This is a genomic window from Streptomyces sp. NBC_00029 (assembly GCF_045160505.1).
Lineage (GTDB): Bacteria > Actinomycetota > Actinomycetes > Streptomycetales > Streptomycetaceae > Streptomyces.
On sequence record NZ_CP108292.1, the window covers coordinates 7,022,812 to 7,037,926 of the forward strand.

Sequence of the window (15,115 nt, forward strand, 5' to 3'; positions counted from 1 at the left end):
CCGCTGCCCCGCTGACCGACCCGCTGCCCCGCACGCCCGGTCGCAGGAGCCGGTGACGCGTCACCCCCGGGGCGCCCGCGCGCCGGCGTGCTCGCGTACCGCGATCCTCGCGAGCTTCGTCAGCATCATGCCGTTGCGGATGGCGACGATGTAGTCCACGGGGAGTCCGTGCATCCGGGTGCCGGGTCCCCGCAGGGGGTGCCAGTCGAGGGTGAAGAGGGTGTTCTCGCCCCAGGGGTCCAGGCGCATGGCGATGCGTGCCGCGCCGAAGGGCTCCGCCCGTGCCTCCAGTTCCAGGCGGCGCTCCGGTTCGCACCTGCGGACGACGCACGTGTCGTCGAGGGTGAGGGGGCCGGAGCCGACCCGGACCTTCAGACGGGCCCCCACGTCCGGCCAGTGCGGATCCGCGGCGAGGACCGCTTGGGTTCCCGTGACCCACTCGCCGTAGCGGTGGCCCTCCGACAGCAAGTGCCAGACCTCGGCCGGCGTGCTCAGGATCAGGCGGCGGTTGCGGGCCACGCCGATCACGCTCCTTCACGGATGCGGCGCGCCGCGTCGGGCCCGCGGTCCGTCGCCCTGTCCCTCACTCCCAGACTCGCGGCGAAGGGCCGTTCGCGCAGTCCCACTGACCCGAACGGGCCCCTGGAGGGGGGCTCCACCGGGCGCCGCCCCGCCCGGTGGGCCCGCACACGGGACCTAGGAGGCCGGGGTCAGGAACATGCCCGTCTGGTCCCCGCCCGCGGTGTTCTTGCAGCTGAAGCCGGAGCTCGCGGGCTGGGCGACGACCAGGGCCAGGCAGCGCCCCGCGGCCAGCTGACCGTAGTGGTTCGGGTGCATGGATTCCTGGATCAGCCCCTGCGACTCGTTGTTGTCGATCCAGCGCGCCCACTCGCTCGTCTTCGCCGAGGCCGGCACCGTGGAGCTCACCTGCTTGCTCGCCTTCGCGCACACCTCACGGCCCTGCATCATGTCCCGCAGGTCCAGGAACTGCACGCCCCTGTCCGCCGCGACACCCTTGATCCGGTTCGCGATCTGCGGCACCAGCGAGTCCCGCGCCCAGTCGGAGTCCCGGTTCCAGAAGGGGCATCCGCCCGTGTTGAGCCGGCTCCAGTCGCTCTGCGTGTACCGGTTCTCGGCGCTGCGCGGGATCGGCGACGGGTAGGACTGCAGCACGATCCGGTACGAGGAGTCGGCGTACCCGGCGGCGCGCATCACGGCCCGGATCTCGTCCACGGACTTGCCTACCTTGCCCATGACCGCGTCGATCTTCTGGTCGACGCCGTACTGCTGGTTGTCGTAGCAGTAGGAGTTCCAGATGACGAAGTCGAGCGCGCAGTCCTTGATGATGTCGGCGAAGCCGAGGTCGTTGCCGCCGATGGACAGCGCGATGATCTTGACGTTGTGGCTCGCGGCCACCGCGGCGAGCTGATCGGCCTGCGGGGCCTCGCCCTTGAAGGAGACGCCGCCGTTGGAGGCGCGGAACACGTTGTCCGAGACCGCCCCGGAGCAGGCCAGGTTCACGGCGACGTCCGCGATCGCACCGGCGCTGCGCACCTCGGCCGAGTCGGACCGGTGACAGCCGCCTGCGGTGGCCCCGTAGACCTTGCCGGGGTCGTAGGTGCTGCCGCTGACCCAGCCCCGGTCGGTCCCGTTGCGGCTTCCGCTGTTGGTCAGGCTGTTGCCCTTCCAGCGGCCGCCCTCGCCGGAGATGTAGCTGTCGCCCATGGACACCACGGCGGTGGGACCGGTCCCGGGGCTGGCGGCCGAGGTCCCGGCTCCGCCGGCCAGCAGCGCGCTGACGGTGAGCGGCACGACCAATCCGGCCCCGGCCAGCCGTCGCACCCGACTGCGGTCCCGGTCCTTGCTGACGTTGCGGAATCCGATCACTGCGGAACTCCTGCGTTCGGCCACGCCGAAGTCGGCGACGACTGCGTCGCGTGGCTGGGAAGTGGGGGTACCGCCGGCCGGTGGCATCGGAAAGGTGACACGGGCCCTCTTGTTACCGCTAGGTACAGGCAAGTTACGAACCAGTAACGACCGACCGGTCGTTCGGGATCCCGTTCCTCCTGTTGTGGAACGCAAACGACTCCGCCCCCGGGCCGTGAGGCGACGGGGGCGGAGCCGGCAGGCTTCGACTGCTGTGCGTTTCAGTCGAATCCGGGTACTAGCCGACCAGCTGGTCGTAGGCGGGGAGGGTGAGGAAGTCCGCGTAGTCCGCGTCCAGGGAGACCTGCAGGAGAAGGTCGTGGGCCTGGTTCCACTTGCCGGACGCGAAGGCCTCCTCGCCGACCTCGGCGCGGATGGCGGCCAGTTCCTCGGCCGCGATCTTGCGGGTCAGCTCGGCCGTGGCCGTCTCACCGTTCTCGAACACGACACCCGCATTGATCCACTGCCAGATCTGCGAGCGCGAGATCTCGGCGGTGGCCGCGTCCTCCATCAGGCCGAAGATGCCGACGGCGCCGAGGCCGCGCAGCCACGCCTCGATGTAGCGGATGCCGACCTGGACCGCGTTGCGCAGGCCCTCGTACGTCGGCCGTGCGTCCAGGGAGTCGATCGCGATGAGCTCGCCCGCGGCCACCGAGACGTCCTCGCGCAGGCGGTCCTTCTGGTTCGGCTTCTCGCCGAGCACCGCGTCGAACGAGGCCATCGCGATCGGGACCAGGTCGGGGTGGGCGACCCAGGAGCCGTCGAAGCCGTCGCCCGCCTCGCGGTCCTTGTCGGCCTTGACCTTCTCGAACGCGACCTTGTTGACCTCGGCGTCCTTGCGGGACGGGATGAAGGCCGCCATGCCGCCGATGGCGTGCGCGCCGCGCTTGTGGCAGGTGCGGACCAGCAGTTCGGTGTACGCCCGCATGAACGGGGCGGTCATCGTCACCGCGTTGCGGTCCGGCAGGACGAACTTCTCGCCGCCGTCGCGGAAGTTCTTCACGATGGAGAAGAGGTAGTCCCAGCGGCCCGCGTTCAGGCCCGCCGCGTGGTCGCGCAGCTCGTAGAGGATCTCCTCCATCTCGTACGCGGCGGTGATCGTCTCGATGAGGACGGTCGCGCGGACCGTGCCCTGCGGGATGCCGACGTAGTCCTGGGAGAAGACGAAGATGTCGTTCCAGAGGCGGGCCTCCAGGTGCGACTCCGTCTTCGGCAGGTAGAAGTACGGGCCCTTGCCGAGGTCGATCAGACGCTTGGCGTTGTGGAAGAAGTACAGGCCGAAGTCCACGAGCGAGCCGGAGGCGGGGCCGCCCTCGAACCGCAGGTGGCGCTCCTCCAGGTGCCAGCCGCGCGGCCGCATGACGACGGTCGCGAGCTCGGCGGCGGGCTTCAGCGCGTAGGCCTTGCCCGAGCGGGGGTCGGTGAAGTCGATGCGACGCTCGTAGGCGTCGATGAGGTTGAGCTGGCCGAGGACGACGTTCTCCCAGGTGGGAGCGGAGGCGTCCTCGAAGTCGGCGAGCCAGACCTTGGCGCCCGAGTTCAGGGCGTTGATGGTCATCTTGCGGTCCGTCGGACCGGTGATCTCCACACGACGGTCGTTCAGCGCGGCCGGTGCCGGCGCCACCTTCCAGTCGCCCTCGCGGACCTGTGCGGTGTCCGGGAGGAAGTCGAGGGTGGAGGTCCGGGCGATCTCGGCACGGCGCTCGCCGCGACGGGCGAGGAGCTCGGCACGGCGGGGGGCGAACCGCCGGTGGAGCTCGGCCACGAAGGCGAGGGCCGCTTCGGTGAGGACTTCGTCCTGCCGGGGCAGGGGCTCGGCGTCGACGATGGCCAGCGGGGACGGCGCTGGTGCGGACATATCTGTCACTCCTTCAGCGGCGGTGCCTGGCGGCCGCGGGGGAATGCTCGCGCGAGACGGCACGCAGTGCCGTCGGGTGTGGAGAGTTCCGGGATACGGTCGCGGGCGCCGTCTGTGGGTTCAGGGCGCTTCTGACCAGTGGATAGTAATTTCCTCATGGTGGAAGTTCAATGGTTTGTTGATGTCGAGATTCTCCGAGTCGACAGATTCCGCTTGCCGGTGGCCCTGAGTGCCATTGCCGTCACGCCGTGCTCAGAGGAGTCGCACCAGGTCGGGCGGCGTGTCGATGTCGAAGGCCTCCGCGATGTCCGAGCACTCCACCAGCATGAGCTCTCCGGCATGTCGCGCAAGATGCACCCGCGCGCCCTTGTCGCCGGTCGCCGTTCGCGCGATGTCGGCCCAGCGGTCCGCCCCGAACAGCACGGGGTGGCCGCGCTCCCCGTCGTACGCCGCCGCCACCAGGCTGGTGGGGGACCGGTACGCCTCCAGCACCCGGGCCACGGCCCGCGGGCCGATGCCCGGCTGGTCCACCAGGGAGACCAGGGCCGCGTCCGCCCCCGTACCGGCGAGGGAGGTCAGGCCGACCCGCAGCGAGGAGCCCATGCCCTCCGCCCAGTCCGGGTTGTCCACGACCACGCAGCCGGTCAGGTCGGCGCGCTCGCGGACCTCGGCCGCCGAGGCGCCGAGCACCACGTGCACCGGACCGCAGCCCGCCTCGCGCAGCACGCGTACGGCGTTCTCGACCAGCGGGCGGCCGCGGTAGGGGAGCAGGGCCTTGGGCCGCCCGCCGAGCCGGCGGCCGCCGCCGGCCGCCAGGAGCAGGCCCGCGATCAGGGGCGGATCGGAGTGTGTGTGGGATGACATGCCACCGATTCTCGCTCCTGTGCGCGATCTTGCGGCCGCCCGTGCGGCTCTCCCGGTGTCCGCCGCGTCAGGGCCGGCCGTGCCGGCGTGCGCCGTGCCAGGGTGCGCCCTACGGAGGACAGCGCGGCCCGGATCCGCAGCGGACGGGAGATCCGGTTCTCGGTGGCGGCCAGCAGCGCACGTTCGTCACGGTCGGTCAGCATTCCCGTGTCTCCTTGCCAATCGAGGGCCAATACAGCGAGTCTGGTCCTCGATTGGCCTGGCCGTCAGAGCCAATCAGGGGAGGTTGGCATGGCAAACGGGCGAGTGGTCCAGAGCGCGGACAGAACCATCGGCAGCCGCCAGCTCGCGGCCCTGCTGCCCGCCGACGTGCTGGCCCGCCCCGGCTACCGGGCGCTCGCCGACGCCGTCCGCACCCTGATCCTCGACGGCCGCGTCGCCCTGCACGTCCGGCTGCCCGCCGAGCGCGAACTCGCCGAGGCCGTCGGTGCCAGCCGCGCCACCGTCACCGGCGCCTACGACCTGCTGCGCGAGAGCGGCTACGTCCGCAGCCGCCGCGGCTCCGGCACCTGGACCGAGCTCCCCGACGGACACCGCCCGGTCGGGGCCCACGCCCTCCTCGGCGCCGGCGGCCACAGCGCCGACGGGGACCCCGGCGTCGACCTCGCCATCGCAGCCATGGGCGCCCCGGAGGGCAGCCTCGCCGAGGCCTTCGCGTGGGCCGCGCCCCGGCTCCCGCAGCTCGCCCGCACCCCCGGCTACCACCCCTTCGGCCTGCCCGACCTCCGCAGCGCGATCGCCGACCGGTTCACCCGGCGCGGACTGCCCACGCGCCCCGAGCAGATCCTGGTCACGGCCGGGGCCCAGCAGGCCTTCGCACTGGTCGTCAGCCTGCTCTGCCGGGCCGGGGACCGGGTCGTGACCGAGAACCCGACCTACGCCAACGCCCTCGACGCCCTGCGCCACGCACGGCTGCGCACCGGAGCCATCGCCGTCTCCGACGCCGGCTGGGACATGGAGATAGCCGAGTCCACGCTGCGCCAGACCGTGCCGAGACTGGCGTACGTGATCCCCGACTTCCAGAACCCGACGGGCGCACTGATGCCGCCGGAGCAGCGGCTGCGGCTGCTCGCGGCGACCCGGGCCACCGGGACCTGGCTGGTGGTCGACGAGACGATCGCCGACATCGCGCTGGACGTGCCCGCACCGTCGCCGCTGGCCTCCCTCGCCCCGCGGGGCGGCGCGGACCACGTGATCACCATCGGCTCGCTGAGCAAGACGCACTGGGGCGGGCTGCGCGTGGGGTGGATCCGGGCCGGCGCGAAGCTGATCACGGAGCTGACGGCCGTACGGGTCTCGGCCGACATGACCGGATCGGTGCTCGACCAGCTGGTCGCGCTCCCCCTGCTGGACGACATGGACCGGGCCCTGCCCGCACGGCTGGCGCAGCTGCGGAGCCGGCGCGAGGCCCTGGTGCGGGCGCTCCAGCGGTACACCCCCGAGTGGTCCTGGCAGGTCCCGCCGGGCGGGCTCTCGCTCTGGGTCGACCTCGGGGAGCCGGTCAGTTCCGCGCTGGCCGAGCGGGCCGCCGCGGCCGGTGTGCACATCGGCCGCGGCGCGCGCTTCGGGGTGGACCCGGGCACCTTCGAACACCGCCTGCGCATCCCGTACACGCTCCCCGCCGACCGTCTCGACGAGGGCATCCGCCGCCTCGCGAGCGCCTTCCACGACGGGGTACCGCTGCAGCCGGCGGTGGACCGCCCGCACTGGGTGGCGTAGCGGAAGGAACCGGCCCGGCCGGACACCTCCTACCGGGTGACGGGGGCCGGCGACGGCTTCAGACCCAGTGGACGGTCGGCGAACGCCTGCTCCGAGTCGACCTCGTAGCAGACGTTGACGCTCGAGTCCCCGAGGGTCGTGTCGACGAAGTGCCGGACGTCCCCGACGGACCTCGTCTCGTAGAGGCAGGTCACGGCCGCCCCCTCGACCTGCGGGTAGAACTGCAGCACCCGGGTGCCGTCGGGCGCCCCGGTGCCGCTCATGAGGGCCTGGCCGCGGGGAAAGGCGGTTTCCGGATTCAGGATCCGGTGCTGGACCACGACGTACATGGTGTCCTCCTCCTTCGGTGGCGTGCTGCGGCGTACCGCTCGGACGATTCGACGCTAGGCGGGCCGGGGCGGACGCCGCATCGCTGCGATGCACCAATCCGTCGCGGGCGGGATGGTCATTCCTGACCAGCGCCCCGGACGAGGCCGTGCTCCCACGCGAAGGTGCTCGCCGCCGTCCGCGAGGAGACACCCAGCTTGCCGAAGATGTTCTGCAGGTGCCGGGCGACGGTGTGCTCGCTGATCACCAGGACGGCGGCGATCTGACGGTTGCTCGCACCGCCGGCCACCTGGCGGAGCACTTCGAGCTCGCGGGCCGACAGCCCGTGGGTGTCCGGGGCCGGCCCGCCGCGCGCGAGGGAATCGACGTGGGCGACATCGGGCCCGGCTCCGAGCCCGGCGAACACCTCGCGCGCCGCCTGCAGCTCCAGGGCGGACGTGTCCTCGTCCCCGAGCGAGCGGCAGGCGAGTGCCACCAGGACGCGCGCCCGGGCGGCTTCGTACGGCGCCCCGAGTTCCAGCCACGCGTGCCACGCCTGCCGCCCCGCCGTCAGGGCGGCGCCGGCATCGCCCTTCGCCCACGCGACGCGGGCACGGCTGTACGCCGCGGTCGCGAGGAGCACGTCGCTGCCCCGTTGCTCCGCGATCGCCCGGAGCTGGTGCGCCGCCTCGGCCGCGCCGTCGACGTCGGGGTGCGCCCCGGCCAGCATGATCTCGACGTAGGCAGGGAGGAGGACCGCCCGCTCCGGCTCCCTCGTGTGCTCGGAGACGGCACGGCGGATCGTCGCCGCCGCTGCCTCCTGATGGCCCTCGGCGAGCCGCAGCAGGGCGAACCCGGGCTGCGGCTCGAAACCGCTGCGGCCGGCCTCCCGATAGGCGACCCCGGCCTCGGCCGGCCGGCCCTGCAGCCGGTGGATCTCGCCCTGCCGGTAGAACGCCTGGCCGCGGGCGATCTGGTTCAGCACACCCTGCGCGAAGCGCTCGCAGGCCCGGCGGGCCGCGTCGAGCGCCTCCGGCCAGGCGCCGCCGTACTGCAGCACTTCGGCCCGGTGCACCAGGCACAGACCGTTGTGCGCGACCATCTGCGGCCGCCCCTCGCACCACTGCGTCAGAGCCTCCGTCCACTCGCGCTCATGACCCAGGTCGAACAGGTCGCGGCAGAAGGCGATGGTGTTGCAGTAGACGATGCCGCGGACGATCGGCGACAGGGCACCGGACTCGACGACCACGAGCGTCTCGTCCACCAGGCGCAGCCCCTCGTACACGCGGCCCAGGTTCACCAGGGCCCGGCCCTGCTCGTGACGTGCCAGCCACATCAGGTCCGCGTCCTGGAACCGCTCGCCGATCTCGGTGCCCTCGGCCGCCGTCGCGAGGCCGGACCGCCAGTCACCACCGCCCATCTGGCCCAGCCACACGGGGATGAGGAGGTACCCGCGTTCGACGCAGTCCCGCCCGTCGGCCTTCAGGAGGCGCTCGCCGAGGGAGAACCAGCCGCTCGCCCGGGCGCCGTGGCCCCGGAACAGCATGCTGTGGCCGATCCACACCGCGCAGCGGACGGCGCGGGGCACCTCGCCCGCGTCCAGCCACAGCGCATGGGCGCGCTCCAGCCCGGTCACGTACGCGTCGTCGAGGCCGAGCATGTAGGCGGACCTGGCCAGCAGCTCCAGGTCGCAGGCACCCAGCGGTGCGGCCGCGTCCGCGGCGCTCAGACCTTCGAAGGCGTCGAGCCAGGCCTCGGTGGCGTAGCACGCACGGCCTCGGACGAGATCGGAGTCGGTGTCCACGAGGCGAGTATCGACCCGATGCCGCACACCGCCGCGGGTCGACGCGTCCGGGGCGTGTCACCGCCGCACCCGCCCCGGGCCGTGCCCGCCACGCGCCGCCCGGTGCCCCCGAACGGGGCCCGGCCCCCCTACGGGGTGCGGATCAGGCGGCGGGTGGCGGCCGCCGCGACCGCCGAGGTGCGGGAGTCGACGCCCAGCTTGGCGTAGACGTGCACCAGGTGGGACTTGACCGTGGCCTGGCTGAGGAAGAGCTTCTTGGAGATCTGCTGGTTCGACAGGCCGTCCGCGACCAGCTGCAGCACCTCCAGCTCCCGCTTCGTCAGCGCCTCCGCGGGAGTGCGCATCCGGTCCATGAGGCGCAGCGCCACTGCCGGGGCCAGCGCCGACTGGCCCGCGGCCGCCGTCCGTACGGCCGCCGCCAGCTCCTCCGGCGGGGCGTCCTTGAGCAGGTAGCCGGACGCGCCCGCCTCCACCGCCGCCAGGATGTCCGCGTCCGTGTCGTACGTGGTCAGCACCAGCACCCGGGGCGCCCCCGGGCGGGCGGTGATCAGGGCCGTCGCCTCGGAACCGTGCATGCCGGGGCCGAACTGGAGGTCCATGAGCACCACGTCCACCGGCTCGCCCGCGGCCAGCTCCACCGCCCGCTCGGCGGTCGCGGCCTCGGCGACCACCGCGAAGTCCGGTTCGGTGTCCAGTACCGCGCGCAGCCCGGCCCGGACCACCGGGTGGTCGTCGGCGAGCAGGAGACGGATGGTCACAGGGCCTCCACCGGGTCCGTGCGGTCCGTGTGATCCGCGGGTTCTGCGTGTTCCGCCCGATGTGAGTGTTCCGCGGGTTCCAGGTGTTCCAGCGGCAGCGGGAGGGTGACGGCCACGGCCGTGCCCTGGCCGGGACCGGACTCCACGGTGAACAGCCCGCCCAGGGTCTCCGCCCGCGCGCGCATGGCGGGCAGCCCGAAGCCGCCGTCGCCGGTGCCCGGGGAACCCGGCGGCGTCGAGGAGGGATCGAAGCCGTGCCCGTCGTCGACGATGTCGAGGGTGACCGAGGCGTCCATGAACGTCAGGGTGATCTCAGCGCGCCCGGCCCGGGCGTGCCGCACCACATTGGCCAGCGCCGACTGTGCGATCCGCAGCAGGGCCACCTCGTACGGGGTGGGCAGCACCCGCGGGCTGCCGGTCAGCGAGAACCGCACGCGCGGCCCGGGGACGCCCGCGCACAGCCGTTCCAGGGCGGCCGCGAGGGAACCGTGCTCCAGGTCGGGCGGGGTGAGGGCCCGTACGAACCGCCGCGCCTCGGCGAGGTTCTCCTGGGCGGCCTCCCGGGCCCGGGCGATGTGTTCCAGCGCCGGAGCCTCCTGCGGCAGCGCGCGCTCGGCCGCCCTCAGCAGCAGCTGGATGGAGGACAGACCCTGGGCGAGGGTGTCGTGGATCTCCCGGGCCAGCCGCTCCCGCTCGGCCAGGATTCCGGCGCTCCGCTCGGCGGCGGCCAGCTCGGCCCGGGTCGTGATCAGCTCCTCGATCAGCTCCCGGCGGCGCTCGCTCTCGCGGTACAGCGCCTGGTAGCCCAGTACGGTCGCCACCGCCACCGCCCCGCCCAGCAGCGGCCCGAGGAAGGCCCCGGGCGTCACCGCGCTGCTGTGGGCCAGGAACCCGCCGATGGCCGCGCAGGCGGTCAGCGCCACGGCCGCGACCCCCCAGCGCAGCCGCAGCAGGTGCAGCTCCAGGAAGTACAGCGGGAAGGCGATCCACAGCCCGTCGGGGGATACCACGAGCAGCGCGGCCCAGGCCGCGCCGAGCCCGGCCAGCCACAGCGCCCCGGCGCGCGGCGAGCTGTGCACGGCGGGGACCCGTACGCCGCACGCGTAGACGGCGGCCATCACCGCGCAGGCGGCGAGCACCCAGCCGGCCCGGGGCGCGGAGTCGGTGACCGCCCGCCCGGCGGCGAGCGCCAGCAGTCCCAGGAGCAGGGCGTGCAGGCACAGCCGCAGCACCTTCGACACGGGGGTCAGGGCGCGCGTGACGGGGGGAAGGGAGGAAACGGGAGGAGAGGAAACGGGAGGAGTCATGTCCCGACCAGCGTAAGTGGGGGCGGACCCGCCCCGGTCAACCGAAAGTTTGATGTCCGGGCGCACCCTTCGATACGAGGATCACTACTGTGGCGCGATGCCTTGTGTCCACGCGGAAGACCAAGGTGGGGAACATGTTCGTCGCATGGAGAGATCTACGGTTCGCCAAGGGCCGCTTCGCCCTCATGGGTTCGGTCGTCCTGCTCATCACGTTGCTGGTCGGCCTGCTGTCCGGGCTCACCTCCGGCCTGGCCCGGGAGAACATCTCGGCCATCACCGGCCTGCCCGCAACCCACCTGGCCTTCGCCGCTCCCACCGGGGACCAGAAGGTGTCCTTCACCAACAGCCAGGTGCCCGAGCCCGCCTGGCTGGCCTGGCGGCAGCAGCCCGGGGTGAAGACGGCGGAGCCGCTCGGCATCCGCACCACCAACGCCGTCTCCGGTGAGCGGACCGCCGCGGTCTCGGTCTTCGGCGTGGAGTCCGCCGGGGGACTCGCACCGCGCGACGCCGGCCTCACCCAGGGGCAGGTGGTCCTCACCGAGAAGGCCGCGAAGGAGCTGGGCGGCCTGACCACCGGGGCCAAGCTCAAGATCGGCCCGCTCGAACTCACCGTGGCGGGGGTGTCCGGAACCGCCGCCTACAGCCACACCCCGGTCGTCTGGATGGACCTCAACGACTGGCAGCGCGTCGGGAACCCCGGCACCTCCATCGAAACCCTCGCCACCGTCGTCGCCGTCTCCGGCGGCGCAGTGGACCTCGCCGCCGCGGACAAGGCCGCCACGACCAAGACCCAGAGCGTCGACGAGGCCCTGGGCGCCATCGGCTCGTACCAGGCCGAGAACGGCTCGCTCCAGCTGATGCGCGGCTTCCTCTTCGCCATCTCCGCCCTGGTCATAGGGGCCTTCTTCACGGTGTGGACGATCCAGCGCAGCGGGGACATCGCCGTCCTGAAGGCACTGGGTGCCTCCACCCCGTACCTGCTGAAGGACGCCCTCGGCCAGGCCGTCGTGATGCTCGCCATCGGCACCGGGCTGGGCACCGCCCTCGCGGCCGGCTTCGGCGTACTGATCAGCGGTGGCCCGGTGCCCTTCGTCCTCGACGCCGCCACGGTGCTCGTGCCCGCCGCGGTCATGATCCTGCTCGGCGCGCTGGGCGCCGCCCTCTCCATCCGGCGGATCACCGCCGTCGACCCGCTGACCGCCCTCGGGAGCGCCCGATGACCCTCCTCGTGCACGACGTCACGCTCACCTACCCCGACGGCGAGAGCCGGCTCACCGCCCTCGACTCGGTCCGCCTGGAGGTCCCCGCAGGAACGCTTACGGCGGTGATCGGACCCTCCGGCTCCGGCAAGTCCAGCCTGCTCGCGGTGGCCGCCACCCTCGTCACCCCGGATTCCGGCCGGGTGGTCGTCGCGGGCCAGGACACCACGGACCTCGGCCCCGCCGAGAAGTCGGCCCTGCGCCGCGAGAGGATAGGCATCGTCTTCCAGCAGCCGAACCTGCTGGCCTCGCTGACCGCCGCCGAACAGCTCCAGGTCATGGCGCACCTCTCCGGACGCCCCGCGCGTGCGGTGCGCCGGCGGGCGCTGGAGCTGCTGGACGCCGTGGGGCTGGCCGACAAGGCCGACAAGCGCCCCCACCAGCTCTCCGGCGGCCAGCGGCAGCGGATCAACATAGCCCGCGCCCTGATGAACGAGCCCTCGGTGCTGCTGGTCGACGAGCCGACCAGCGCGCTCGACCACGAGCGCGGCGCGGCGGTGCTCGACCTGCTGGTCACCCTGACCCGGGAGCGCTCCACCGCCACGGTGCTGGTCACGCACGACCACGCCCACCTGGAGCGGATGGACCGTACGGCGACGATGACGGACGGCGGCCTGACGCTGAGCCCGGAGCCGGCCCCGGCACCCTGAGCGGGGTACGGAAGGTACGGAAAGGCCCCGGCCGAAGGGCGCAGGCGAGGGCCCGGCGCCCTGAACCGCATACGCGAAGGCCCCGGCGGCCCCTCGGAGCGAGGGACCGCCGGGGCCTTCGTACGGCCTACGCGGGGTTCTGGTTGGCCAGCGCCACCGAGAGCTCGGCGGCCACGCCCTGCAGGATCGGCACGAAGGACTCGGCCACGGCCTCCGTGACGCGGCCCGCCGGACCCGAGATGGAGATCGCGGCGGCGGTCGGCGAGTTCGGCACCGACACGGCGAGGCAGCGAACTCCTATCTCCTGCTCGTTGTCGTCGACCGCGTAGCCCGACTTGCGGACCTTCTCCAGCGCGTCGAGGAAGCCCTCGGGCGTGGTGATGGTCTTCTCGGTCGCCGCGGGCATGCCGGTGCGGGCCAGCAGGGCCCGTACCTCGTCGGCCGGGGTGTGGGCCAGGAGCGCCTTGCCCACGCCGGTGGAGTGCGGCAGCACACGGCGGCCGACCTCGGTGAACATGCGCATGGAGTGCTTGGACGGCACCTGGGCGACGTAGACGATCTCGTCCCCGTCGAGGAGGGCCATGTTCGCCGTCTCGCCGGTCTCCTCGACCAGACGGGCGAGGTAGGGGCGGGCCCAGGTACCCAGCAGGCGCGACGCGGACTCGCCGAGGCGGATCAGTCGGGGGCCGAGGGAGTACCGTCGGTTGGGCTGCTGGCGTACGTATCCGCACGCCACCAGCGTGCGCATCAGGCGGTGGATCGTGGGCAGAGGCAGACCGCTGGCGGCGGAGAGCTCGCTGAGGCCGACCTCGCCCCCGGCGTCGGCCATACGTTCGAGCAGGTCGAAGGCGCGCTCAAGGGACTGGACGCCACCGCTGGCGGCGGGGGTCTTTGAGGAAGCGTCGGTGGTGCTGGCGCTGGACGTCGGCACGGCGCGGTCCTTTCGGTGCTGGCAGGCAAGGGAGCAGCCTACCCGGCGGTCGGCGTCGGCCCCAGTGCTGGGTCGGGGTCGTCGCCGCCGGTCAGAGAGGGTTTGTCCTGGTGGCGGACGTCCTCGGGAAGTTATCCGCCCGCACCCCGGTGGTGGTAGCTACATTCTGTATAGCGAAATCTTAATTCCATCCTGTGGAAACATCCAATTGCGGTCCTGGTGTGTCAGTGGTCCGTCCGGGCGCTCTTGACTGGTTGCGGATCGGCGGGAAGACTCCGTCAACAGAACGTTGAATTTCGCTCTGTGGAAGTAGATGGGGAGGTTCCGGTGGCCGACGTGGCTGTGGAACTGGTACTGCGCTCGACGCGCGTCATCACCCCCGAGGGGACGCGCGCCGCTTCGGTCGCCGTCGCCGGCGGGAAGATCACGGCCGTGCTGGCGTACGAGGCCGAGGTACCGGCCGGAGCCCGGCTGGAGGACTTCGGCGACGACGTCCTGCTCCCCGGCCTGGTCGACACCCACGTCCACGTGAACGACCCGGGCCGCACCGAGTGGGAAGGCTTCTGGACGGCCACCCGCGCCGCGGCCGCCGGCGGCATCACCACGATCCTCGACATGCCGCTGAACTCCCTCCCGCCCACCACCACGACCGACAACCTGCGCGTCAAGCAGGAGGTCGCCCGGGCCAAGGCGCACGTGGACGTCGGCTTCTGGGGCGGCGCGCTGCCGGACAACGTCAAGGACCTGGCGCCGCTGCACGACGCCGGCGTCTACGGCTTCAAGTGCTTCCTGTCGCCCTCGGGCGTGGACGAGTTCCCCGAGCTCGACCAGGAGCAGCTGGCCACCTCGCTGGCCGAGATCACCGGCTTCGGCGGCCTGCTGATCGTGCACGCCGAGGACCCGCACCACCTGGACGCGGCCCCCGTCGTCCCGGGCCCCAAGTACGCCGACTTCCTCGCCTCCCGTCCGCGCGACGCCGAGAACACCGCGATCGGCAACCTGATCGCCCAGGCGAAGCGGCTGAACGCGCGCGTCCACGTACTGCACCTGTCCTCCTCCGACGCGCTGCCGCTGATCGCCGCCGCCAAGGCCGAGGGCGTACGGATCACCGTCGAGTCCTGCCCGCACTACCTCACCCTCACGGCCGAGGAAGTGCCCGACGGGGCCAGCGAGTTCAAGTGCTGCCCGCCCATCCGCGAGGCGGCCAACCAGGACCTCCTGTGGGACGCGCTCGCCGACGGCACGATCGACTGCATCGTCTCCGACCACTCGCCCTCCACCGCGGACCTGAAGACCAGCGACTTCTCCACCGCATGGGGCGGCATCTCCTCCCTCCAGCTGGGCCTGCCGGCCATCTGGACCGAGGCGCGCCGCCGCGGCCGGACCCTGGAGGACGTCGTCCGCTGGATGTCCGCCGCCCCGGCCGCCCTCGCAGGGCTGGCGCAGAAGGGCGCGATCGAGGCCGGCCGCGACGCCGACTTCGCCGTCCTCGCCCCCGAAGAAACGTTCACTGTGGATCCGGCCGAACTCCACCACCGCAACCGGGTCACGGCGTACGCGGGCAAGACCCTGCACGGCGTCGTGAAGTCCACCTGGCTGCGCGGCACGCAGATCGCCGACCACGGCACCCCGACCGAGCCCACGGGCCTCCTCCTCGAAAGGCAGAACTGACC

13 protein-coding genes are annotated in these 15,115 nt (G+C 72.4%); 4 read left to right on the forward strand and 9 right to left on the reverse strand.

The features are described 5' to 3' along the window. Positions 1 to 60: 60 nt before the first annotated feature. The 4 genes from OG753_RS32570 to OG753_RS32585 all read right to left on the reverse strand — a co-directional run bounded on the left by OG753_RS32570 (position 61) and on the right by OG753_RS32585 (position 4,648). The gene (locus tag OG753_RS32570; protein ID WP_327265160.1) at positions 61 to 519 is read right to left on the reverse strand and encodes an SRPBCC family protein; all 459 of its coding nucleotides are present in this window, start codon (positions 517 to 519) and stop codon (positions 61 to 63) included. A gap of 177 nt (positions 520 to 696) precedes the next feature. Next, positions 697 to 1,887: a GDSL-type esterase/lipase family protein gene (locus OG753_RS32575; RefSeq protein WP_405791144.1), complete on the reverse strand. Its 1,191-nt coding sequence runs from the start codon at positions 1,885 to 1,887 to the stop codon at positions 697 to 699. 277 nt (positions 1,888 to 2,164) lie between these two features. Next, positions 2,165 to 3,784, reverse strand: coding sequence for a malate synthase A (gene aceB, locus OG753_RS32580; RefSeq protein WP_405791145.1), 1,620 nt, complete (start codon positions 3,782 to 3,784; stop codon positions 2,165 to 2,167). A 252-nt stretch (positions 3,785 to 4,036) separates the two neighbouring features. After that, positions 4,037 to 4,648, reverse strand: coding sequence for a nucleotidyltransferase family protein (locus tag OG753_RS32585; protein WP_327265163.1), 612 nt, complete (start codon positions 4,646 to 4,648; stop codon positions 4,037 to 4,039). A 291-nt stretch (positions 4,649 to 4,939) separates the two neighbouring features. Between OG753_RS32585 and OG753_RS32590 the strand changes: the two genes are divergently transcribed. Then, the gene (locus tag OG753_RS32590) at positions 4,940 to 6,427 is read left to right on the forward strand and encodes a PLP-dependent aminotransferase family protein (RefSeq protein WP_327265164.1); all 1,488 of its coding nucleotides are present in this window, start codon (positions 4,940 to 4,942) and stop codon (positions 6,425 to 6,427) included. A gap of 29 nt (positions 6,428 to 6,456) precedes the next feature. Here OG753_RS32590 and OG753_RS32595 read toward each other — a convergent pair whose 3' ends face one another. The 4 genes from OG753_RS32595 to OG753_RS32610 all read right to left on the reverse strand — a co-directional run bounded on the left by OG753_RS32595 (position 6,457) and on the right by OG753_RS32610 (position 10,602). Beyond that, on the reverse strand, positions 6,457 to 6,756 hold the full coding sequence (locus OG753_RS32595; RefSeq protein ID WP_327265165.1) for a hypothetical protein: 300 nt from the start codon (positions 6,754 to 6,756) through the stop codon (positions 6,457 to 6,459). 116 nt (positions 6,757 to 6,872) lie between these two features. After that, a complete protein-coding gene (locus OG753_RS32600; protein ID WP_405791146.1) occupies positions 6,873 to 8,537 on the reverse strand; it encodes a LuxR C-terminal-related transcriptional regulator in 1,665 nt (554 codons plus the stop codon). Positions 8,538 to 8,665: 128 nt separating this feature from the next. Next, positions 8,666 to 9,295, reverse strand: coding sequence for a response regulator transcription factor (locus OG753_RS32605; RefSeq protein WP_327265167.1), 630 nt, complete (start codon positions 9,293 to 9,295; stop codon positions 8,666 to 8,668). Continuing rightward, positions 9,292 to 10,602 (reverse strand): sensor histidine kinase, encoded by a 1,311-nt coding sequence (locus OG753_RS32610; RefSeq protein WP_405791147.1) that lies wholly within the window; start codon positions 10,600 to 10,602, stop codon positions 9,292 to 9,294. Before OG753_RS32610 ends, OG753_RS32605 begins: the two co-directional genes overlap by 4 nt. A gap of 134 nt (positions 10,603 to 10,736) precedes the next feature. On the opposite strand from OG753_RS32610, the gene OG753_RS32615 reads away from it, so the two are divergent. Both OG753_RS32615 and OG753_RS32620 read left to right on the forward strand, forming a co-directional pair. Further along, positions 10,737 to 11,822, forward strand: coding sequence for an ABC transporter permease (locus tag OG753_RS32615; RefSeq protein ID WP_405791148.1), 1,086 nt, complete (start codon positions 10,737 to 10,739; stop codon positions 11,820 to 11,822). Then, a complete protein-coding gene (locus tag OG753_RS32620) occupies positions 11,819 to 12,511 on the forward strand; it encodes an ABC transporter ATP-binding protein (RefSeq protein WP_405791149.1) in 693 nt (230 codons plus the stop codon). The genes OG753_RS32615 and OG753_RS32620 overlap by 4 nt, the downstream gene beginning before the upstream one ends. 127 nt (positions 12,512 to 12,638) lie before the next feature. Here the strand turns inward: OG753_RS32620 and OG753_RS32625 are convergent, their stop codons facing one another. Next, complete coding sequence (locus OG753_RS32625) at positions 12,639 to 13,442, reverse strand: IclR family transcriptional regulator (RefSeq protein WP_327265171.1); 804 nt, start codon at positions 13,440 to 13,442, stop codon at positions 12,639 to 12,641. Positions 13,443 to 13,778: 336 nt separating this feature from the next. Between OG753_RS32625 and allB the strand changes: the two genes are divergently transcribed. Then, positions 13,779 to 15,113 (forward strand): allantoinase AllB, encoded by a 1,335-nt coding sequence (allB, locus tag OG753_RS32630; RefSeq protein ID WP_401679041.1) that lies wholly within the window; start codon positions 13,779 to 13,781, stop codon positions 15,111 to 15,113. Positions 15,114 to 15,115 lie beyond the last annotated feature (2 nt).